This is a genomic window from Xanthomonas nasturtii, from assembly GCF_023337365.3.
Lineage (GTDB): Bacteria > Pseudomonadota > Gammaproteobacteria > Xanthomonadales > Xanthomonadaceae > Xanthomonas > Xanthomonas nasturtii.
Map to the genome: position 1 here is coordinate 3185262 of NZ_CP142084.2, position 22064 is coordinate 3207325.

General features: G+C 66.8%; 14 protein-coding genes and 1 pseudogene. 4 read left to right on the forward strand and 11 right to left on the reverse strand.

The window, feature by feature from the left end:
* From M3O59_RS13880 to M3O59_RS13890, 3 genes and pseudogenes are all read right to left on the reverse strand, one after another.
* Positions 1-951, reverse strand: coding sequence for an FAD binding domain-containing protein (locus M3O59_RS13880; protein ID WP_116905436.1), 951 nt, complete (start codon positions 949-951; stop codon positions 1-3).
* Positions 948-1598: an aldehyde dehydrogenase iron-sulfur subunit PaoA gene (gene paoA / locus M3O59_RS13885; protein WP_181920493.1), complete on the reverse strand. Its 651-nt coding sequence runs from the start codon at positions 1596-1598 to the stop codon at positions 948-950. The genes M3O59_RS13880 and paoA overlap by 4 nt, the downstream gene beginning before the upstream one ends.
* Positions 1599-2011: 413 nt before the next feature.
* Positions 2012-3017, reverse strand: a pseudogene (locus M3O59_RS13890) (zinc-dependent alcohol dehydrogenase family protein).
* A 213-nt stretch (positions 3018-3230) separates the two neighbouring features.
* Here M3O59_RS13890 and M3O59_RS13895 point away from each other — a divergent pair.
* The gene (locus M3O59_RS13895; protein ID WP_181920494.1) at positions 3231-4778 is read left to right on the forward strand and encodes a sensor domain-containing diguanylate cyclase; all 1548 of its coding nucleotides are present in this window, start codon (positions 3231-3233) and stop codon (positions 4776-4778) included.
* A 257-nt stretch (positions 4779-5035) separates the two neighbouring features.
* On the opposite strand, the gene M3O59_RS13900 is transcribed toward M3O59_RS13895, so the two are convergent.
* The 3 genes from M3O59_RS13900 to M3O59_RS13910 all read right to left on the reverse strand — a co-directional run bounded on the left by M3O59_RS13900 (position 5036) and on the right by M3O59_RS13910 (position 11601).
* Positions 5036-8353: an amidohydrolase family protein gene (locus tag M3O59_RS13900; protein WP_249054419.1), complete on the reverse strand. Its 3318-nt coding sequence runs from the start codon at positions 8351-8353 to the stop codon at positions 5036-5038.
* Between the two features lie 98 nt (positions 8354-8451).
* Positions 8452-10650: a TonB-dependent receptor gene (locus tag M3O59_RS13905; RefSeq protein WP_249046902.1), complete on the reverse strand. Its 2199-nt coding sequence runs from the start codon at positions 10648-10650 to the stop codon at positions 8452-8454.
* Between the two features lie 402 nt (positions 10651-11052).
* Positions 11053-11601 (reverse strand): single-stranded DNA-binding protein, encoded by a 549-nt coding sequence (locus tag M3O59_RS13910; protein ID WP_116905439.1) that lies wholly within the window; start codon positions 11599-11601, stop codon positions 11053-11055.
* A gap of 274 nt (positions 11602-11875) precedes the next feature.
* Between M3O59_RS13910 and M3O59_RS13915 the strand changes: the two genes are divergently transcribed.
* Entirely contained in the window at positions 11876-12874 is a 999-nt protein-coding gene (locus M3O59_RS13915) for a polyprenyl synthetase family protein (protein ID WP_116905440.1), read from the forward strand.
* A gap of 211 nt (positions 12875-13085) precedes the next feature.
* Here M3O59_RS13915 and M3O59_RS13920 read toward each other — a convergent pair whose 3' ends face one another.
* The 5 genes from M3O59_RS13920 to M3O59_RS13940 all read right to left on the reverse strand — a co-directional run bounded on the left by M3O59_RS13920 (position 13086) and on the right by M3O59_RS13940 (position 19994).
* Complete coding sequence (locus tag M3O59_RS13920; protein WP_147308466.1) at positions 13086-13886, reverse strand: dienelactone hydrolase family protein; 801 nt, start codon at positions 13884-13886, stop codon at positions 13086-13088.
* A gap of 314 nt (positions 13887-14200) precedes the next feature.
* The gene (murD, locus tag M3O59_RS13925) at positions 14201-15610 is read right to left on the reverse strand and encodes a UDP-N-acetylmuramoyl-L-alanine--D-glutamate ligase (RefSeq protein ID WP_116905441.1); all 1410 of its coding nucleotides are present in this window, start codon (positions 15608-15610) and stop codon (positions 14201-14203) included.
* Positions 15591-16946: a UDP-N-acetyl-alpha-D-muramoyl-L-alanyl-L-glutamate epimerase gene (gene murL / locus M3O59_RS13930; protein WP_116905442.1), complete on the reverse strand. Its 1356-nt coding sequence runs from the start codon at positions 16944-16946 to the stop codon at positions 15591-15593. Before murL ends, murD begins: the two co-directional genes overlap by 20 nt.
* Positions 16943-17401: a hypothetical protein gene (locus M3O59_RS13935; protein ID WP_116905443.1), complete on the reverse strand. Its 459-nt coding sequence runs from the start codon at positions 17399-17401 to the stop codon at positions 16943-16945. The genes murL and M3O59_RS13935 overlap by 4 nt, the downstream gene beginning before the upstream one ends.
* Positions 17385-19994 (reverse strand): bifunctional aspartate kinase/diaminopimelate decarboxylase, encoded by a 2610-nt coding sequence (locus tag M3O59_RS13940; protein ID WP_116905444.1) that lies wholly within the window; start codon positions 19992-19994, stop codon positions 17385-17387. The genes M3O59_RS13935 and M3O59_RS13940 overlap by 17 nt, the downstream gene beginning before the upstream one ends.
* A gap of 181 nt (positions 19995-20175) precedes the next feature.
* On the opposite strand from M3O59_RS13940, the gene M3O59_RS13945 reads away from it, so the two are divergent.
* Together M3O59_RS13945 and M3O59_RS13950 are read left to right on the forward strand one after the other, a co-directional pair.
* A complete protein-coding gene (locus M3O59_RS13945; RefSeq protein ID WP_116905460.1) occupies positions 20176-21054 on the forward strand; it encodes a PhzF family phenazine biosynthesis protein in 879 nt (292 codons plus the stop codon).
* A gap of 31 nt (positions 21055-21085) precedes the next feature.
* A complete protein-coding gene (locus M3O59_RS13950) occupies positions 21086-21967 on the forward strand; it encodes a PhzF family phenazine biosynthesis protein (protein ID WP_116905445.1) in 882 nt (293 codons plus the stop codon).
* Positions 21968-22064: the final 97 nt, after the last annotated feature.

Here is a 22064-nt window from a genome sequence, read left to right on the forward strand (position 1 = left end):
TCAGGCCCTCGTGTCGGCCAGGATCGCGGTCAGGGTGCGCTCGACCAGCGGCACCTTGAATGCGTTGTGTTCGGTGGGCTGTGCGCCGTCGAGCAGCACAGACGCAATGGCGCGCGCGCCCCGCTGCGATTTCGCTTCGGCCGCTTCGCTGCGCCACGGCTTGTGCGCAACGCCGCCGACGGCAACGCGGGCGCTGCCATCGCGTTGCACGACTGCTGCCACCGACACCAGCGCAAATGCATACGATGCACGGTCGCGTACCTTGCGGTACACATGCGTGCCACCGAGCGGTTTGGGCAAGGTCACTGCGGTGATCAGCTCGCCGCGTTCCAGCACGGTTTCCAGATGCGGCGTCTTGCCCGGTGCGCGGTAGAACTCGGACAGTGCCACCGCACGCGTCTGGCCGTCCGGGCGCACCGTTTCGACCACGGCATCGAGCAAGCGCATGGCAATGGCCATGTCGCTGGGATGAGTGGCGATGCACGATTCGCTGGTCCCGATCACCGCCAGTTGACGGTTGAACCCGCCGATGGCCGCACAGCCGCTGCCAGGCAGCCGCTTGTTGCACGGCTGATTGGTATCGTAGAAATAGGGGCAGCGCGTGCGTTGCAGCAGGTTGCCGGCGGTGGTGGCGCGGTTGCGCAATTGCCCGGAGGCGCCTGCCAGCAAGGCGCGCGACAATACTGCGTAATCGCGGCGCACGCGTTGATCTGCAGCTAGATCGGTATTGCGCACCAGGGCACCGATGCGCAAGCCGCCGTCGGGCGTTGCATCGATGGTGTCCAGGCTCAGGCCATTGACGTCGATCAGGTGCGACGGCGTTTCGATCTGCAGCTTCATCAGATCGAGCAGGTTGGTGCCGCCGGCAATGAACTTGGCACCGGGCTGGCGCGCTGCCTTGGCTGCGGCATCGGCTGGCGAGGTGGCGCGCTCGTAGCTAAAGGCCTTCATGCGCGGTCTCCGGCAACCTCATTGATGGCATCGACGATGTTGGAATACGCACCGCAGCGGCAGATGTTGCCGCTCATGCGTTCCTGCAATTCGGGCGTGGTGAGTCTGGTCCTGCCGGTGAGGTCTTCGGTGACATGGCTGGGGATCCCGCGTTTCACTTCGTCCAGCACCGCCACTGCCGAGCAGATCTGGCCGGGCGTGCAGTAGCCGCACTGGTAGCCATCGTGCTTGACGAACGCCGCCTGCATTGGATGCAGTTTCTCCGGCGTGCCCAGCCCTTCGATGGTGGTGACCTTGGCACCTTGATGCATCACTGCCAGCGACAGGCACGAATTCATGCGCTGCCCATCGACGATGACCGTGCAGGCGCCGCACTGGCCGTGATCGCAGCCTTTTTTGGTGCCGGTGAGGTGCAGGTGCTCGCGCAACGCATCCAGCAAGGTGGTGCGGTTATCCAGGGTCAATGTCACCGGTTTGCCGTTGACTTCGAAGGCAACCTGGCTGGATGCATTGGCCGGCTCGACCGCCTGCCGCTGCGACATGGCGGTGGCAGCAGTGGCAGCCATCGATTGGGTTGCGGCAACGCTGGCTGCGGATGCCGTCCCCGCGATCAGTACCTCGCGACGGGTCATCTTGATGTCTCTCATGGCTGGCATCTCCAACAATGCTGGCTTATACAGTTCTTAATCAATGTGCAGCGCGGCCGGTCACAAGCGCGTGAGCGCGCGGCAGCGACGGCGGGACTGAAACGGCGGTATTGCCCGATTCTAGTGCCCGTTTTCGCCCGCATTGGCGCCGGCAACTGCATGCGCCTATGAACCACGCTCATCACTGTGTTGCGCGACCCCGGGCCCTGATGACGTTGGAGCGGGACAGGCTGGCTATGCGGTCGCGCGTGCAACACGTGCATCGTCGGCCACGGTGGCGATCGTAGACGAAAGGAGTGTCGGTCGTGCTCGCCAGCAGGCGCGGTGCGAACGGCCATTCTGCGAAAGCCGTCTTGATGGGTTTATACGCCAGTGGTGCCTCGCACCGCCAACGCACATTGCAGCAGGAGATGTCAGAACTCCAGCGCGACCTTGCCGAGATGCCCGCCGGATTGCTGTAGCGCAAATGCCTCGCCGATCTGGTCCAGCGCGTAGCTGCGATCGATCACCGGCCGCAGCGGCAAGCCGTCCAGCGCACGCACCAGATCCTGCTGATGCTTGCGGCTGCCAACCACCAGCCCTTGCAGACGTTGCTGGCGCCCCATCATTTCAGCGGTCGGCACCGGCACCGCCGCGCCGGTCAATACGCCGATCAAGGCGATATGGCCGCCCACACGCGCCGCACGGATCGACTGCGTCAGCGTGCCGGGGCCGCCGACTTCGACCACATGATCCACGCAGCGCCCATCGGTGATGTCCAGCACCTGCGCCGACCATTCGGCGTGCTGCCGATAATTGACGACATGGTCGGCGCCGAGCGCGCGCACCTTCTCCAGCTTTTCGTCCGACGAGGACGTCGCGATCACACTCGCGCCCATCGCCTTGGCAATTGCACTGCAAGGATCGACACCCCGCCGGTCCCCAGCACCAACACGCTGTCGCCGGCCTTGAGTCCGCCATTGACCACCAACGCACGCCATGCGGTGACGCCAGCGGTAGTCAGCGTTGCGGCCTCGGCATGGCTGTAACCGCCGGGAGCGTGGGTGAAGGCCGTGCGTCGGCCACCACCGCAGAGCGCGCGTAGCCATCGACACCGTCGCCTGGCGTGGTCGCAAAACCGGCATGCAACGCCTCGCCATCCAGCCACTGCGGGAAGAAGGTGGAAACCACATGATCGCCTGCTGCGAACTCCTCGACCTCCGGTCCCACTGCTTCCACCACACCGGCGCCGTCGGACATCGGAATACGCCCGTCTGCGGTCGGCATCTGCCCAAGCACCACGCCCAGGTCGTGGAAATTAAGCGAGCTGGCATGCAGGCGCACGCGGATCTGGCCACGTGCGGGCTGCCCTGGATCGGGCAACGCAACGGACTGTAGCGAGGCGATGGCTGCGGGATGGCGAAGACCAATGGCTTGCATGGGGTCACTCCTGAACATGATGCAGCGCACGGGACAGCATGCGCGCCGTTATGCGAACGCAGTCGAGCTGGCTTTCAGTCAGTAGCGTCGTCTGGTGTATGCACAGCGAACGCAACGGCGACCACCATTGCGCACAGCGGCACGTGCAAGCGGGCTGTTGCTTGCCGCATGAGGCAAGTCCGCACGCGCGCGTACCTGTGCACATAGCCACAGGTGCCGCGACGCGTAGGCTGGCACGGCGGTTGCATCGCCCTGATGTCCAGACAGGTAGCCACAGTGACGTCAACCACCAAGCGGCGACGGCAACGAGCACAACGGATCGCGCTGCATTTCGTGCTGACTGTGTCGTGGATGCTGCTGCTCGGTTCGGAGTACTGGTCCATCCACGAAGAGCGCGCAACCGCGCTGCGCAGCGCCCAGGCGCAGTCATTGAATCTGGCCAATTCGCTGGCGCAGCACGCCAGCGACACCCTGTCCATCGCCGATGCGGTGCTGTCGGGGCTGGTGTCGCGGGTGGAGCATGATCAAGGCTCCAGCGCCGCACGTTCGCCGATGCATGAATTTCTGGTGCGCGAAGCACGTCGCTCGGATCGGCTGCATGGCATCTTCATTTATGCGGCGGACGGCAGTTGGGTGAGCTCGTCGCTGGACAACACACCCAGAACGCACAACAACGCCGACCGCGCCTATTTCAAATATCACAGCGACCATCGCGACGCCTTGTCGCTGGTCGGCCCGCCCGTGCAAAGCCGCTCGGACGGCTCATGGGTGCTGACGCTGAGCCGGCGCCTCAACACGCCGAGCGGCGAGTTTGCCGGCGTGGTGCTGATCACCCTGCAACTGAGGTATTTCCAGAATTACTACAGCACCTTTGAAGTCGGTCCGCACGGCACCATCGGCATGACCAGCGACGATGGCATCGTGATGGTGCGCCGGCCCGACAAACAGGGCGTGATCGGCACGTCCATCGCGGGCACCTCGATCTACTTCACCATGCGCGCGCGCAAGCACGGCACCGCCACCTATCGCTCGCCGATCCATGGCGTGCAGCGCATTTCCAGCTTCGCGCCGGCGCGGCCGTATCCATTGACCGTGCTGACCGGCGTCTCTGTCGACGATGCCTTGGCGAACTGGCGGCAGGCGGCGCGCCAGCGCATCGTGGTGGCCGCGCTGGGCTGCACGCTGCTGCTCGGCGTGGGGATCTGGCTGGATCTGCAGCTGCGCCGCATGCATCGCAACGAAGCCAAGCTGAGCACCGAAGCCTGGGTGGACGCGTTGACCGGCATCGCCAACCGGCGCGCCTTCGACTACCGGCTCTCGCGCGCCTTGAAGGACGCCGTTCGCGTGCAAGCGCCGTTGTCGGTGCTGATGATCGATGTCGACCACTTCAAGCTCTACAACGACACCTATGGCCATGTGAATGGCGACGCTTGCCTGCGCCTGATTGCCGGCGCCATTGCCGGCTGCTCGCGACGCAGCGAAGACGTCGCCGCACGCTACGGTGGCGAAGAGTTCGGCATGATCCTGCCGCATACCGATGCCGCCGGCGCACTGCGCCTGGCCGATGCGGTGCGCAATGCGGTCGCCGAACTCGGCCTGATGCACCTGCCCAGCCCCACCAGCGCGCATGTCACGGTAAGTATCGGCGCCGCCACCTTCGAACCGGGCGAAGCGCCCTTGAGCCCCAACACCATCGTGCAAGACGCCGATTCGGCGCTGTATCGCGCCAAGCAGAACGGTCGCAATCGCACCTCGGCGTAATGCCTACGTCGGTTGTCGTGCAAGCGGATCGCATCCGGCGCGCTGTTTGTGTGGCTGAAACGCGTGCGATACGCGACTTCCCGCTGGTTTGCACTGGCCTGCTGCACTTCGCCAGACGGCTTCAGAACGGCATCGCGCCGACCCGGCTACGGCGTGCCGCTGCTCGCCGGCAAACCCCTCCACACTCGAAGGCGCTTCAGCTGCCACGCGCTTGCGGAATTCGCCCGCCAGCACCACCGGGGCTTGCCGCGCGGGATCTAGTTCAGCGATTCGCCGCGCTGCCACAGCGGAGGAATTCTGGTTTCTCTGGGCCACAGCTCATCCAGGCTCGGGACCTCGCGCAAGCGGCCGCCCAGCATCACCGCGTCGATCTTTTGCGCGTTGCCGATATCCAGGCGCGGATCGGCCTGCAGGATCACCAGATCGGCCAGCTTGCCGGCCTCCAGGCTGCCCAGCTCCGCACCGCGCCCGATGCTGCGCGCACCGCCCAGCGTGGCGGCCTGCAGCACCTCGGCAGGCGTCATGCCACCTTCCACGTGCGCCTGCATTTCCCAGTGCAGCCCCGGCCCGGCGATCTCGCCGTGCGAGCCCATCGCCACCAGCCCGCCGCGGCGCTGGATGCGCGCCACGTCGCCGGCGATGCGTGGATACAGCATCAGCGACGGATCGATCCAGCGCTGCGACTGCGCCTGCTGCATGGCCACCTCGTACGGGCGGGTTGCGCGGAACGTCGCATCGCCCAGCGGCCGATCGCGGATGACGTAGTTGTTCTGCGCGGCAGGGCCACCGTTGGCGATCATCAGCGTTGCGTCATAGCTGGTGCCGCTGCGTGCCATCAGTTCGATCACATCGCGGTACAGCGGCGTCGGCAGTGCGTGTTCGTGCCCGGCGTAGCCGTCCATGACCTGGTTGAGGTCCAGTTTCAGGGCCAGCGAGCCCTCGCTGGTGGGGCGCATGCCCAGCGCGTGCGCGGCCTGCACCAACCACTGACGCTGGCGGCGATTGCCGACCAGATACTGCTTGATGGTGCGCGTGCGGTAGTGGTCGCGATAACGGCGAAGCAGCGCGCGTGCCTCATCCAGCGAGGCGATGCGGTTGAACGAGAACAGTGCCATGCCCGTGGTCGGTGCGCGCGCGCCCACCACCATGCCGGCATCGACCAGATCCTGATAGGCCAGCATGTCGATGCTCAACGAGGAGGGATCGAAGGCGGTGGTAATCCCGTAGGCCAGTCGCGCGCGCAGGCCCCAGGGCCGCATGTCGAGCAGATCGCGGCGAAAATCGGCGACATGGTCATGCACATCGATCAGGCCCGGAATGAGGAAGCGCCCACTGACATCGCGCAGTTGCGTGCCAGCAGGAATCTCCACACCGCCACGCGGGCCGATCGCGGCGATGCGCCCATCGCGCACCAGCAGGTCGGCGTCGGCAATGGCCTCGTCGCCACGCTGCGTCAGCGCGGTGGCGCCACGCAGCAGCAGCGTGCCTTCGGCCACATCGCGCGGGATCTCCACCCTGGCCTGCACTACCTGCGTGTTGCGCCCTGGCGTAGGCACATCTGCGTCCCAGCCCGGCGCATCGGCGGCATGCAGGGCGATATCGGCGCGTGCACGGCGGTAGACGCTGGAGCCGATCGACCAGGTGATGGTGCGGCTGTCCGCACTCCAGGCAAAGTCATCGGCACCGACATCGGTGATGCGCCGGTGGCGCACGCCGGGCGCCAATAGATCCACCGTCGTTCCCTGCGCGGGCACCGGCAGCAGGTGCAGCTGCTGGGCGACCTGGGCCAGCAGCCACTGGCCATCGGGACTGATGCGCAGGTCGTCCACCGGCACGCTGCCGTCCTGGAAATACCAACCCGGCCCCTTCACCACGATGGGGGCGTCGGCACGCCCGCTGCGCAGGTCGATGCCGATCAGGCCGCCGCTGCCCATCGCATAGACGCGGTCGGGCGCCGCACCGAAGTGCAGCGTGCCGCCCAAGGTGCCGCGATAGAGGATCGTGGCCTGGCCGCCCTGCGCCGGCAGCTGTTGCAGCTGCGCCTCGCGCACGCTGCCGAACACCATCGCGGCCTGCATGCGCGCCACGTTGTCGGACGCCACCACCAGCACGTCGCGTCCATCGCGGGTGAACAGCGGATGGGTGTAGTACGCGCCCGCCCCACGGCTGAGCTGGCGCGGGGCCGCAGCGCCGGGCTGCAGCGACCAGACCTGGCCGCCCTGCCCGCCGTCCCAGGTGACGTACGTCAACGCCTTGCCATCCGGCGACCAACCGGGATGGAAGGCCGGCACCTCTCCGGTGGGCAGCTTGCGTGGCCGCGCGCCGTCCTGCATGTCCATCAAGTAGAGCGCGCCCAGCGCAGAAAACGCCACACGCCTGCCGTCCGGCGATACCGCAGGGTCCTGGATCAGACGCGCCTGGACCGGGCCGGTTTCCTGGCGGATGTCAGCGCCGGTCAGTGGCCCCAGTTCCAGATCGACCGAGGCGGTAAACGGGATCGTACCTGCGCCCCGGCCATCCAGCGCAATACGCTCGAAGCGGCCGTTGCGGCTGAGCAGCAGCGCACGCCCATCGCGGCTGAAGGCGTAGCGCGGCACCAGATCCTGCCAGCTCTGCGCCTGGCTCTGGTCGTGCGCGATCGGAAAGGCGATCCAGCGGTCCTCACCGGTGGCGAGCGTGCGCAGGCGCAGCCCGGTCTGGCCTTGCTGGCGGGTGGCGTAGGCCAGCTGCTTGCCGTCCGGCGAAAGCCGCGGGCTGAAATAAGTGCCGGGAAACGGCCGGCGCCCAGGCACGCCGGGCACCGGCAACACCGTCTCTTCCTTGCCGGTGGCCAGGTCGCGCCGCACGATCGACCACAACTCCAGCTCGGCGCTGTCCTTGTCGCCACTGCGGCGCGCCGCGTAAAGCTGCCTGCCATCCGGCGACACCACCGCACCCAGCGTGCTCTGGTCGCTGGCGGCGCCCTCCGCGCGGACCGGTGCCACCAGGGTTTCGCTGCCATCCAGCCCGTAGCGCCACAGTTCGTAATCGTTGACCGACCAGCGAAAACGGCTGGCGTACAGCGCGCGGCCATCCGGCGCCCAGGCCGGCGACACCAGTACCGTATCGTCGTCGCCGAACGTGAGCTGTTGCGCGTCGCGCCCATCGGGCCGCATGCGCCACAGGTTCTCCGCACCGCTGCGGTCGCTGACGAAAGCGATCCATTGCCCATCCGGCGAGAACGTCGGCTGGCTGTCGAAGCCCAGGCCGCGGCTGATCGCCCTGGCCCGGCCGCCAGCGGCGTCCAGCGTGTACAGATCGCCGAGCAGGTCGAACACCAGCCGGCCATCGCGCGGCGACACGTCCAGCCCCATCCAGGTGCCTTCATCGGTCTCGAAGGCGATACGGCGCGTGGCCTGCAACGGCAGCGTCTGTCCCGGCGCCTGCCGCGGGCGCGGCATGCCGGGCGTCGCGGTTGTACCGGCAGCAGTGGCCAGCCACGGCAGCGGCAGATGCTCGGCGGGATCGTGGGCAAGCGCGGCAGCGGCCGCGATCGACAGACAGACCATCAGGCCAAGACCGAGCCACTGACGCACGCCACGCTCCTTCATCAAGACGCCACCTTGCGCAGGCGGCGTCGGATCATGCCAAGGACCTGCGCGGTTGCGTGGCGCAGGCGGGTTTCAAACGCCGCTCACAGATCGACCGAGAACGAGACGGTCAACGTGCGCGGCGCGGCCAGGACCAGATAATTCGCCCCCGGCGCGCCACCGACCGACGACCAGAAGCTGCGGTCGAACACATTGTCCACGCGCGCACGCACGCTCCAGGCCTTGCCGCCGGCCTGAAACGCATAGCGCGCGCCCAGGTCCAAACGCGTCCAGGATGGGATGTGCCGCACGTTGACCGCATCGGCGTATTGACGGTCGGTATAGACCGCGCGCCCGTCGACCGTCAGGCCCGGCAGCGCAGCGATGTCCCATTCCAGGCCCAGATTGGCCTGCTTGTCCGGCACACCGAGCACGTCGTTGCCTTCGTTCACGCCGCCCTGGGTCTTGTTATAGCCGGCGTCCAGCAGCGTGAGGCCGCCCAGTGCGCGCAGGCCGTCGAGGGGCTGGCCGTAGAAGCTCAGTTCCAGGCCCTGGTTACGCTGCTCGCCGTCGGTGGTCAGGCGTGCGTTGCTGACGATGGTGTTGGGCTGGTTGATGCGGAACAGCGCCGCGGTTGCGCCGTAGCTGCCGGCGTCGTACTTGGCGCCTAATTCGACCTGCTTGGACTTGAACGGCGCCAGCAGTTCGCCGGCATTTTGCAGTCGCGTGCTGCCCGATAAAGCCGGCACTTCCTGGCCAGGCAACAGGGCTTCGGCGTAATTGGCATACAGCGACACCGCACGGCCGAACTTGAAGACAACCGCGCCGACCGGCGTCACCACGCTGTCGCTGTAGCGGCTGAGTCGCGCGCCGGTGGTGTAGTCGTAGCCGTACTGCTCCAGCTTCTGGTGGCGTGCGCCCAGGGTCAGCAGGATGCGGCCGTCATCGAAGGCCAGCGTGTCGGCGATGGCGACGCTGCGGGTCTCGTTCTTGCTGGTGGTCAGCGGCTCGAACAGCACGCCACCGGGCAACAGGCCACCCAGCGGTGCCACCGCCACCGGGTCGTACAACGTACCGACCGCCGTGCCGTAGCTGCCGAATGCAAAGGCGTTCTTCGAGTCCAGCTTGAAGGCCGACGCCGACGCGCTCAGGCGATGACCGACGCGGCCGGTGTCGAATGTCGCGCGGATGCCGACATCGCCGGTGGCGACCTTGTCTTCTCGGTAGTTGTCGAAGCGACCGGTGTTCAAATTGCCGGCGGCATCGGTGTTGGGATTGGCCAACACGTTGTGCTCGTCGCTGTCGCGCATGCCGACCGCTGCCCACGCCATCACGGTATCGGTCAGGTCGTATTCGGCACGGATCACGCCGAAAGTGTCGCGCTCCTGCGCGAAGGTCCAGGGCTGCGCGAAGTTGATATCGGCATCCGGGGCGCGCGGAATTGCGCCCACCGGCGTGACGCTCGGACGCGGACGGTCGGTGCGCTGGTCCTGCCAGCCGATGTCGGCCGACAGGCGCAGCCGCTCGCCGCGGTAATCCACCCCCAGCGACCCCATGCCCAGCTCGCGATCCTCGTTGGTGGCGTTCTCGCCATCGCGGCGCGCAACGTTGGCGCGCACGCCCCAGGCACGGTCCTGGCCGAACCGGTAGGACGCATCGGCCGCGCCATACATCTGGCCGCCAGTCTCGCTGCCCAGCGTCAGCCGGGTGAGGTCGTTCTCGCCCGCGCGCTTGGGCACCAGGTTGAAGGCCCCGCCGATCCCGCTGCCGCCGGGCGCGGCGCCGTTGATGAAGCTGTTGGCGCCGCGGAACACTTCCACCCGCTCCAGGAACTCGGCCGCCACGTATTGGCGCGGCAGCAGGCCGTACAGGCCGTTGTAGCTCATGTCGTCGGAGAACACGGGGAAGCCGCGTACCACGTACAACTCCTGGAAGTTGCCGAAGCCACGCGCCACCCGCACCGCCGGATCGTTCTGCACCACGTCGGCCACGCTGCGCGCCTGCTGGTTGCGCATCAGCTCGGCGGTGAAGTTCATGCTGTTGAACGGCGTGTCCATCACATCGAGGTTGCCGAACAGGCCAACGCGACCACCACTGGCGACCTGCCCGCCAGCATAGTCCGGCGGCAGCTCGACCTGCGAACCGTCGGCAGTGACGGTCAAGGTGTCGAGCGTCTTGGCATCGTCGAGGGGCGTTGCCGCGTGCTGCGACCACGCGATCGGCGCGGCACAGCAACAGGCGATGGCAACGGCAAGTCGCGCGCGCGGGCGCAGCGACAGGAAACGCGGAACACGAGCATGCATGCGGGGAACCTGGTCAGCTTGAAGTGAGACGCTGGCTGGGGACGCAGGTTCCCTGGCTGAGAGGCCGTCCGACAGCGCGCAGACGACGCGTAATTATGGCACCGCTCACGTCGTTTAAACATCCCGCAAAGGTGTGGGCACTACCACTGGCGTGGCCGGTGTCTGATGGCTGGCCGAGAAGCAACGACGCTCGCTTCCCGCAGCGGTGTTCGGGCTGAGTATCGTGGATCGATGCCGGCGCTGCTGCAAGATAGCCAGCCCCTGCCTTGGTTCGGGGTGCCTGCCGGCTGCAGTGGCGCGCCACAGGCGCCTACCCGAGCGAGCGACAGCCCGTGTCGATAGCAAAAATCCCGCTAGGGCAAGGCCTTGGCGGGATTCTGGTGATGCGCCATTCTGTGGAGATCAGAACGGGATGTCGTCGTCCGCGAAGTCGTCCATCGGCGGTGCCGACTGCTGTTGGGCAGGCTGCTGACGACGCGGCGCATAATCCTGCCCGCCGCCCTGGCCGCCGCCGTATCCACCACCGCCCTGCCCGCCACCTCCGCCGCCTTGCTGACGTGGTGCCTGCGAGCGCTGCGGGCGATCGCCGCCCATGCCGCCGCCACCGCCGCCTTCACCACGGCCGCCAAGCATCTGCATCTCGTTGGCGACGATGTCGGTGCTGTACTTTTCCACGCCGTCCTGGCCGGTGTACTTGTCGTAGCGCAGCTCGCCTTCGACATACACCTGCGAGCCCTTGCGCAGGTACTCACCGGCGATTTCGCCCAGCTTTCCGAAAAACACCACGCGGTGCCACTCGGTGCGTTCCTGGTTATTGCCCTCGCGGTCCTTGCGCATGCTGGTGGTGGCCAGGCTCACGCGCGTGATCGCCATGCCGGCCTGGGTGTACTTGGTGTCGGGATCGTTGCCGAGGTTGCCGACGAGGATGACTTTATTGATGCCGCGGGCCATAGGTGCTTCCGAGATGATGCGCTGGCGCCGGGGGCGCGCAACGAGGAATGTCTGTGCGGCAATGTTACCGCACCTGCCCCTCGACGGTCCTGGCAGGTTGCCGCGCGACGCTGCCGGGCAAGCGCCCTGCCAGGGGTCGGAAATCCAGCCCGGCCGGGCCTTTGCGGCTTCCGGCCGAGCCGCGCGGATGGCAAATGTGAAGACACCGGTTGTGCCCGGCGGGACGGATCCGGCCCGGGCACCTATAATCGACACACATCACGAACGCCTGCGCATGACCATCGCCGAAGACCTCCCCACCGTTCTGGGCCTGCCCCAGATCCAGTCCCTCGCCGCGCCCGACATGGCTGCGGTGGATGCGCTGATCCGTCGCCGCCTGGCCTCGGACGTCGTGCTGATCAACCAGATCGCCGATCACATCATCTCTGCCGGCGGTAAACGCCTGCGCCCGATGCTGGTGATGCTGGCCGGCCACGCCGCTGGCGGCTCCGGCCCGGAGCACCACCAGCTGGCGGCGATCGTCGAGTTCATCCACACCTCCACCCTGTTGCACGACGACGTGGTGGACGAGTCGGACCTGCGCCGCGGGCGCAGCACCGCCAACGCGCTGTGGGGCAATGCGCCCAGCGTGCTGGTGGGCGACTTCCTGTATTCGCGCAGCTTCCAGTTGATGGTCGAGCTGGATCGCATGGAAGTCATGCAGATCCTGGCCGACACCACCAACCGCATCGCCGAAGGCGAAGTGCTGCAGCTGTTGCACGTGCATAACCCCGACACCGACGAAGCCGCCTACCTGCGCGTGATCGAACGCAAGACCGCGGTGCTGTTCGCTGCCGGCACGCGCCTGGGTGCGCTGGCCTCGGGCGCCACGGCCGAGGTGCAGCAGCAGTTGTACGACTACGGCATGCAGCTGGGCTTCGCCTTCCAGATCGCCGACGACGTACTCGACTATGCCGCCGAGGCATCGGACCTGGGCAAGAACCTGGGCGACGACCTGGCCGAAGGCAAGGCGACGCTGCCGCTGATCCACGCCATGGCGCATTCGGATGCGGCCACGCGACAGCGCCTGCGGCAGATCGTCGAACAGGGCGACGCGGCGGCGATGCCGGAAGTGCTGGCCGCCATCCACGCTACCGGCGGGCTGGACTACAGCCGTCAGCGTGCTGCCGAATATGCCGCCGCCGCGGAACACGCGCTGCAGGCCTTGCCGCACAGCCCGGCAGTGGCGGCGCTCCGCGGCCTGGCGCGTTACGCGGTCGAGCGCACGCACTGATCCAGAGCGCTGGGCGCTCTGGACGGGATTTGGGATTGGAAATTGGGGATTCGCAGCGGCGGCTTGCGCGAACTTTCTTTTACGAATCCCTGTATCAGGCAGCCAAATGGTGGGTCAACGCAAACCCCTGAGCAAAAACTCAGGGGTTTGATGCATTGAAGGACGGGACCGCGCTCTTGACGAATCCCAAATCCCGAATCCCAAATCCCGGCTACTTAGCAAACCGCTCGTCGAAGAAATCACCCAGCATGCGGTACGCGCGCTTGGCCGCCCGCGGGTTGTACAGGCAGCCCGGCGGGCTGTTGGCATCGGCTTCGGCGAAGCAATGCACCGCGCCGCTGAAGTTGACGAACTGCCAGTCTGCGCCGGCGGCATTCATCTCGGTTTCGAACGCGGCGATATCTGCCTTGCTCACGCTCTTGTCGTCGGCACCGTTGAGCACCAGCAGCGGGGTTTTGGCCGTGCCGGCGGCTGCAGGGCTGGGGGTGGCGATGCCGCCGTGCAGGCTGACCACGCCGGCCAGCTGCGCGCCCGCGCGCACCAGTTCCAGCACCGTGGTGCCACCGAAGCAGAAGCCCACCGCACCGATGCGCGTTGCATCCAGCGGCGCCGTGCCGGTCTGCGCCTTGAGCACCTCAACCGCTTTCAGCGCGCGTGCGCGCAGCGTCGGCGGATCTTTCTTCAGGGCACGGGCGAACTGCCCGGCCTCGCTGTCGTTGGCGGGGCGCTTGCCCTTGCCGTACACGTCGGCCACCAGCACCACGTAATCGTCGCCGGCCAGCTGCTTGGCCTTGGTCACCGCCGAGTCGTTGACGCCGCGCCAGTTCGGCACCATCACCAGGCCGGGGCGCTTGGCAGCGCCGGCATCGTCGTACACCAGCACGCCGCTATAGGTGTCCTTGCCGACCTTCCACTCCAGCGGTTTGGCCTGCATCGCCGCCGCTGCGGGGAAGGCCAGCGAGGCCAGAACACCGATCAACCCAACGCCACGCCATGTCCGTCGCTTGTGCATGTGCTTGCTCCCAGGATGGTGCGGCGAGTGTAGGCGCTGCCGGCGTGCAGGAGGGGTCGTCATTGCCGCTGCCGGCACTGCATCGACAGTCGGCTGGTCGCAGCGAGCTGGGGAAGTCCGCCTCCGCTGCGCGTGCCGGTTTTTCAATCGCAGCGGCCCAGCGGCCTCGGAGTTGGCGCGGCCAGCACACCGTTGCGCAGTCGTTGTGTAGCGTGGAGGCCGCCGAGCAACTGCAGTGTGCGAGGTGCACATGCCGATTGCGGGGCCCGACTACGCCTGCCTGGCGGTCAGCGCAGTCGGTCTGTTAGCCGCGCTCAATGCACGCCCAAGCCGGGAATCGCGCTGATCTCCGCCGGGTCGAACCCCGCCAGCTGCGCGAAGTGCCGGCCACGCGCAACGTAGTCGCTATACGCCCCGAAGCTGGGCGCACCCGGCGAGAGCAGCACCACACCGCCCTGCTCGCCCAGCGCCTCACGCGCCAGCTGCATGGCGTGTTCAAGATCGTTGGCAGCATGCAAGCCCAAGCGCCCGGCATCGGCAAACGGCGCCAGCAGCGCATGGATGCGTGGCCCATTGGCACCCATGGTGACGATCTCCAGCGGCGGCTGCCGCGCCATGTGCTGGGCGAAATCCTGCCAGTCCAGACCGCGGTCGTGCCCGCCAACCAGCAGGGCCACGCGACGCTGCGCAAAGCACGCCAGCGCAGCCAGCGAGGCATGCGGCGTGGTGCTGATCGAATCGTTGACGTAACTGACGCCGTCCACGCTGCCCAACAACTGCAGGCGATTCGGCAATGGACGAAAGCTCAGTGCGGCCGGCGCCAGTGCCGGCGCATCCAGGCCCAGCGCTTCCACCGCTGCCAGTACCGCGCATAGATTGCGGCGATTGTGTTCGCCGGGCAGCGGCACCTCGGCAGTGTCGAAAACCCCCTGTTCGCCGCGATAGACCACATCGCCGCGCAGGTGCCAGCCATCGGAATGGTTGAACCACCGCACCTGGCTATCGGGCAACTGCAGGCCGGCAAGATGCGGGTCGGCGGCATTGAGCAGCGCGATGCGCGGCCGGCCTTCGGTCACCAGCGACAGCTTGTCGCGCACATAGCGCGCCTCATCGCCGTGCCAATCCAGATGCTCGGGAAACAGATTCAGCACCAGCGCCAACTCCGGACGTGCGCCGCTGCGCCCCACCTCGCCGGTCTGGTAGCTGGACAACTCGATCGCCCAATACGCCGGCGGCGGCTGCGGCTCCAGCACTTCCAGCAACGGCTGGCCGATGTTGCCGACCAACGCAGTGCGATGCCCGGCGGCGCGCAGCAAATGCGCCAGCAGCGCGGTGGTGGTGCTCTTGCCCTTGGTGCCGGTGACGCAGATGACGCCAGGCACGCTGCCGTCCGGCTGCGCGTGCTCGGCAAACCACAGCGCGGTGCCGCCGATGAAGTGCGTGCCGTATTCGTCGCTCGCGATGCGTGCTTCGCTGCGATACGGGCTGATGCCGGGCGACTTCACCACGATGTCGAAGCGCCCCAGCGCCTGCGCGCTGGCGTCGGTTTCCACATCCAGGGCCATATCGGCCAGCGTCTCGAGTTCGCGCGCTTCTTCGGCGTTGCAGAACACCGTCAGCGGTTGGGCGGGCAGCCGTGCGCGCAGTGCGCGATACGCCGCGCGTCCTTCGCGCCCCCAGCCCCACAACGCGACCGCCTTGCCCTCAAGCTGCGAAATTCGCACGCACGCGCTCCCACAGCGCCGCTGGAATTCGGTGCTCGCCATCGATGGCCATCAGCGCTTCGACCTGCAGGTCGTGCTGATCCAGCTGCGGCTGGATCTCGCGAATGAAGCGCTTCACCAATGCGTCTTCCTTCCACTCGGCGCGGCTGGCCAGCACCGCCATCGCCGCACGCGATTCGCGGCCTTCGCCCACGCATTCGAACGGCTTGTGGTCCTGGAATTCCAGCAACGCATCGTAGCCGCCGGCCTGGCTGGCATCGTCGAGCAGATTGCGCCCGAAGATCTTGACCAGCCGCGTCTTGGGCATGAACGGTGCCAGCGCAAGAAACACGAAATGGCACTTCGGGCACACGCCGCACCAGCGATGCACCGGGCGCTCGCCCATGATGTGGAAGTTGCGGTTGCAGCTGGAAAAATGCGCGTCGTAGTGGTCGGTCTTGGCGAACTGCCGCGCCACCGCCAACTCCGACAACGGCCGCAGCAACGAGTAATAGCGCAGGTCGGCCGCCACCTGCCGCTGCACGTAAGCGCCGAAGGCCTGTTCGAATGCCCAGCCCTTGGACCACTGATGATTGACTTCGCCGGTGCCGGGAATCTGGCTGCCATAACTGGCCGAACGTTCGTTGGAAAACACCACCTGGTCCACGCCGGTGAGCAGCGCTGCCAGCACCAGAATGGCCGAATTCACCGCGGTCACCGGGATGTGCCCGTTCCACGCACCCTGGCGATTGAGTTCGAACAATTCCGGTGCCAGCACACGGCCGATATTGAGCACAGGCAAAGCGGTGCGCTCGGCGCAGGCGCGGATCAGTTGCGAGCCGCCGATCCAGCTGACGGTCTGCTCCACGCCGGCATGGCGCAGCGCTTCGATGCTGACCAGCGAATCCTTGCCGCCGCCGATCGCCACCAGCGCATGCTCGCGCAGGCCGAGCGCAGGCGCAGTGCCAGGCGCTTGTGCAGCGACCGGGAAATTGATCTTGCCGTGCAGGTTCAAGCCATTGCGGTACGCAAATTCCCCCAGGCCGTGGAGATACACGCTTTCCACCAGCGCGGCGGTCTCGGCATCGATGCTGTAGCTGTCGATGGCGATGTTCGGCGGTACCGCGGCCTTGAAATAACTCACCCCTGCAATGAGATGCAGCAGCCGCAGCGCCTGCTGCACGGCAGTGGCATGCGCGCCGTCCAGCACGAACGGCGCACCCGGCACCGCAACGGTCTCGACCAGCTCCGGCCCCTGGTCGAAGGCATACACCAGCGTCGCCACGCCGGTCTGCGCGTCGAGTGCGCAACGCACGAAACGGAAGGTGGAAATCTGGTGTTTGTCGAAAGCGCTCATGGACTACCTGCAAGAACACGTACACGACGCAGATAACGTCGGCACAGGACATATTCAATCATGGAAAACGGCACTGCCGCCCATAGCAGCGGCAGGCAACCGATCACGAACACCAGCAGCATCACATCCGAGCGCATCACCTGTGGTTCACCGGTGATCGCCAAGGCGACCAGCAGATACAGCAATAACGCCGGCAAATAGCCAAGCGCGCTGAACACCACGGTGCGCAATGCCATGCCGCCGGCGCGTTGTGCTGGCGCTCGCTCGGCGCGCCGCCTGTGCCAGGATGCTGCGCCCCAGGCGCCAACGCCGGCAGCTAGCAGGCCAGGCAAGGCCCATTTCAGGCTGTCGGTCCACGGCATCCGCAGCCCGGCCATATCGATGGCGGTGGAGAACACCATCGACACGCCACCGGCCAGCGTGCTGAGCGCCACGAACTCAGCCAACGGGCGCATCGATCACCTCTTCGCGTGGCAGCTCGCGCTGGTTGTAGGTGCTGGCCATGGAATAGCCATAGGCGCCGGTGTCGGCGACCAACACCACATCGCCCGGTGCGGTCGCCGCCGGCAGGCGGCGGCGCTTGCCGAATACGTCCGACGATTCGCAGATCGGCCCGACGATATCGAACGTCCCAACGGCCGGCGCGTCGAGCTGGCTGAGGTTTTCGATGTCGTGCCAGGCGTCGTACAACGCTGGGCGGATCAAGGTGTTCATGCCGGCATCCAGGCCCACGCGCTGCACGCCGTCCTTTTCGATCACCTGGGTCACCTGCGCCAGCAACACCCCGGCTTCGGCCACCAGATACCGGCCCGGCTCGATCGCCAGGCGATAGCCCGGATGCACGGCCTTGACCTCGGCCAGGCCCTTGGCCCACACCTCCAGATCGAACGGCTCGTCTTCGGCGCTGTACGGAATCGGCAGGCCGCCACCGATATCGATGGTTTCCACGGTGCCGATGCGCCGCGCGAAGCCGGCCAGTTCGTCGTACATCATGCGCCAGTGCTCGCCGGTCTCCACGCCACTGCCCAGGTGCGCATGCACGCCGGTGATGGTGACCTCGAGCGTGCGCGCCATTTCGACGAACTCATCCACGCGCGTGGACGACAACCCGAACTTGGACGCCTTGCCGCCGGTATTGACCTTCTCATGGTGCCCGTCGCCGTGTCCCAGGTCGATGCGCAGCCACACGTTGCGGCCGCGAAACACCTCCGGCCAGTTGCGCAGCGCTTCGACGTTGTCCACGGTCACGGTCACGCCCAGTGCAAACGCGGCCTCGTACTCGGCCTTGGGCGCAAAGCTCGGGGTGAACAACACGCGCCGTGGCGACAGCTCCGGCAGCGCCTGAAACACGCGGCGCAATTCGCCATGCGAGACGCATTCCAGCCCGAAACCGGCCTGCTCCAGCGCCATCAGGATGGCCGGATGCGCATTGGCCTTGATCGCGTAATAGCGCTGATCCACCGCGGCAATCTGCGCCAGCGCATGCGCACGCGCACGTACCGTAGGCAGGTGGTAGGCGTAGCGCGGCGTGCCGGCCTTGGACAGCGACAGCAGATGCGCGCGCTCGGCATGCCACCACGGCGTAGGACGCGGACGCACCGAGCCGATGATCTCGCGCCAGCGCGGGCCGAACACCTCGCCTTCGCTCACCGGCATGGCGCCGCTGTCGATCAGCTCGGCATGCAGGATCGGCAGCAAACCGTCGGCATCGGCCTCGTCGATGACGAAGGTCAGGTTCAAGTCGTTGGACGACTGCGAAATCATGTGCACGCGTTCCTGCCCGAACGTTGCCCACACATCGGACAACTTGTGCAGCAGCGAGCGCATGCCACGCCCGACCAGCGTGATCGCCGCGCAAGGAACAATGATCTTGACCTTGCAGATCTGCGACAGATCGGCCGACAAGGCCGCCAGCACATCGGTGTTGACCAGGTTTTCCGACGGATCCAGCGACACGGTGACGTTGGTCTCCGCCGAGCCGATCAGGTCCACCGACAAACCGTGCTTTTTGAACAGCGTAAACACGTCCGCGAGGAAGCCGACCTGCTGCCACATGCCGATGCCTTCCATCGACACCAGCACGATGCCGTTGCGGCGGCTGATCGCCTTCACACCCAGCACCGGCTCGGCATTGCCGTCGATGCTGGTGCCGGGCAGATCGGGGCGCTCGGTGTCCAGGATCGCCATTGGCACGCCGGAATCGCGGCACGGTTTGATCGAGCGCGGGTGCAGCACCTTGGCGCCGGTGGTGGCGATTTCCTGCGCTTCGTAATAGTCCAGCCGGGTCAGCAGGCGCGCGTCCGGCACTTCCTTCGGGTTGGCGCTGAACATGCCGGGCACGTCGGTCCAGATTTCCACCCGGCTGGCGCCGAGCAGCGCACCGAAGTACGCCGCCGATGTATCCGAACCGCCACGCCCCAGGATCGCGGTGCCGCCATCGGCGTGCTGCGAAATGAAGCCCTGGGTGATCAACAAGCGCGTGGACTGCGCATCGAAGCGCGCGCGCCAATCGGCGTCGGACTGCCACTGGCAGGACACCGACAAGCGCTTGGACCACTCGCTTTGATTGGGTTGCGGCGGCAGCGCCGACAACCACTGGCGCGCATCCAGCCAGCCCATGTCCAGGCCGTTGGCGTGCAGATACGCAGCACCGATGGTGGAGGACAGCAATTCGCCCTGCCCCAACACCTCGGCCTGCCAATCCAGCGTGCGCATGGCGGCGCGTGCATCGCCCACCAGCGCATGCAACGCGGCAAGACGCTCGCCCAGCACCGCATCGGCGTCGAGCTCCAGCTCGGCCAGAAACTCGCGATGGCGCTGTTCCAATGCCGCCACGCGCTGCGCGCTGTCGGCGGCGCCATCGGCAATGGCGGTCAGCTCATTGGTCACGCCCGACAAGGCAGACACCACCACCAGCACGCGGCCACCGGTTTCGTTGGCCCGTTTGCTCGCCAGTTTTCCAATCGTGTCCCAGCGATGACGACGCGACACCGAGGTGCCGCCGAACTTGAGGACGATCCAACGATCGGTAGAGTGGGGAGCTGACATTGAGATAGGCGTTTAGATGAGGGGGAAGATGCCCGGTATACCGAGCGGAACCTCCGATTCTACTGCCAATGCCGCTCGCATGACCCCGCGTGCGATCACGGCACGCGGGCCGCTACGTCCACTGCCGCATCGGTTTGCGCTGCAACCATCGGCATGCCTTTCATCGACCGAGAGCCACATCATGAGCAAACACCGCTATCTGCAACTGGATGTCTTCGCCGGCCAGGCCGGCAGCGGCAACCCGCTGGGCGTGGTGTTCAAGGCAGAGACGTTGTCGTCCGCGCAGATGCAGCAGATTGCCGCTTGGCTGAATCTGTCGGAGACCATCTTCTTCCTGCCGGTCAGCGTGCCCGACGCCGATTACCACATCCGCATCTTCACTCCGCGCGCCGAGCTGCCGTTTGCCGGGCATCCCAGCGTCGGCGCGGCCTGGGCAGCAGTCACGCACGGTCTGACCGCCTACACACCCGAGGGCCAGCTCCGCCAGCAATGCGCAGCCGGCGTGCTGCCGGTGGAAGTGTTCGACCGGCATGGCGCCTTGCTGGTGCGGCTGCGCGCGCCGCGTGCGCGCGCCATCGACACTGGCACGCTCCATGCCGACGCGCTGCGCGCAGCCAGCGCCGGCCTGCGCGTCAGCGCGCAGCCGGCCGCGCTGTGGAACAACGGCCCGAACTGGTGGCTGCTGGAACTGGCCGACGCGCAGGCAGTGCGGCAGGCAAGCCCGGACCTTGCCGCCATTGCGCGCCTGACCCAGGCCAGCGCCGCCGTTGGCCTCGCCATCTACGCGCCCGTACACGATGGCGATGCCGACTTGGTCGTCCGCGCGTTCTGCCCGGGCGACGGCATTCCGGAAGACCCGGTCACCGGCAGCGCCAATGCCTGCATTGCCGCACGCCTGCATGGCGAAGACCGCTTGCCCGGCACAGCGTCGCGCTATGTCGCCAGCCAGGGCCGCGAGGTCGGCCGCGACGGCCGCGTGCACGTGGAGGTGGATGCGCAGGGCGAGGTCTGGATCGGCGGCGCGACGCAACAAGTGATCGAAGGCCGCATCGATTGGTAAGCTGCCGCGCCCTCAACGCGGAACCGCCACCATGACCACCCGCCGCTTCCTGCAACTGGATGTGTTCTCCGCCCGCTCCGGCAGCGGCAATCCGCTGGCGGTGGTGCTGGATGCGCAGGGCCTGGACGATGCGGCGATGCAGGCGATTGCGCGCTGGACCAAGCTGCCGGAAACCACCTTCGTGTTTCCTGCCGCAGACGCGCACAGCAGCTACCGGTTGCGGATGTTTTCGCCGCAAAAAGAAGTCCCGTTCGCCGGCCACCCCAGCGTGGGCACCGCACATGCCGTGCTCGAAGCAGGCCTGGCCGCGCCTGAAGATGGCGTGCTGGTGCAGGACGGCATCGCCGGTCAGTTGCCGCTGCGCGTGGACCAACGCGACGGACACCGCAGCATCGCGATTCGCACGCCGCGCGCACGTGTGACCGAACAGGTGGACGCTGACGACCCGCGCCTGCGCGATGCCCTGCACGGCTGGCCGCTGGGCACCCTGCCGCCTGCGCTGATGGACGGCGGCCGCACCTGGTGGGTGGTGGAGCTGGCCAGCGAGGCCGCGCTGCGTGGCCTGCAGCCGGACTGGGACGCGATTGCTGCGTTGGCCGAAGCCACCGGCAGCATGGGCGTGTTCGCCTATGCCCGCGCCGCGGCACCGGGTGCTTACGATCTGGCAGTGCGTGCCTTCGTCGGCAATGGCCGGCGCTTCGAAGATGCGGCGTCCGGCGCGGCCAACGCAGTGCTCGCCGCATGGCTGGACAGCCGTAGCGCGTTGCCCGGCACCGAACGCCGTTACGTGGTCAGCCAGGGCCGCGAAATCGGCTTCGATGCCTTGCTGGAACTGCGCATCGATGCCGACGGTGACGTGTGGTCGGGTGGCCAGGTACAGACGGTGATTCGCGGCACGCTGGATTGGACGTGAAGCCGTTGACGTATCGACCAGGCCGCCCGACGTGGCGCGGCCAGTGTTCGGAGCCGGCCGCATTCACCACGCCAGAAACAACAACGCTGCGGTTGCC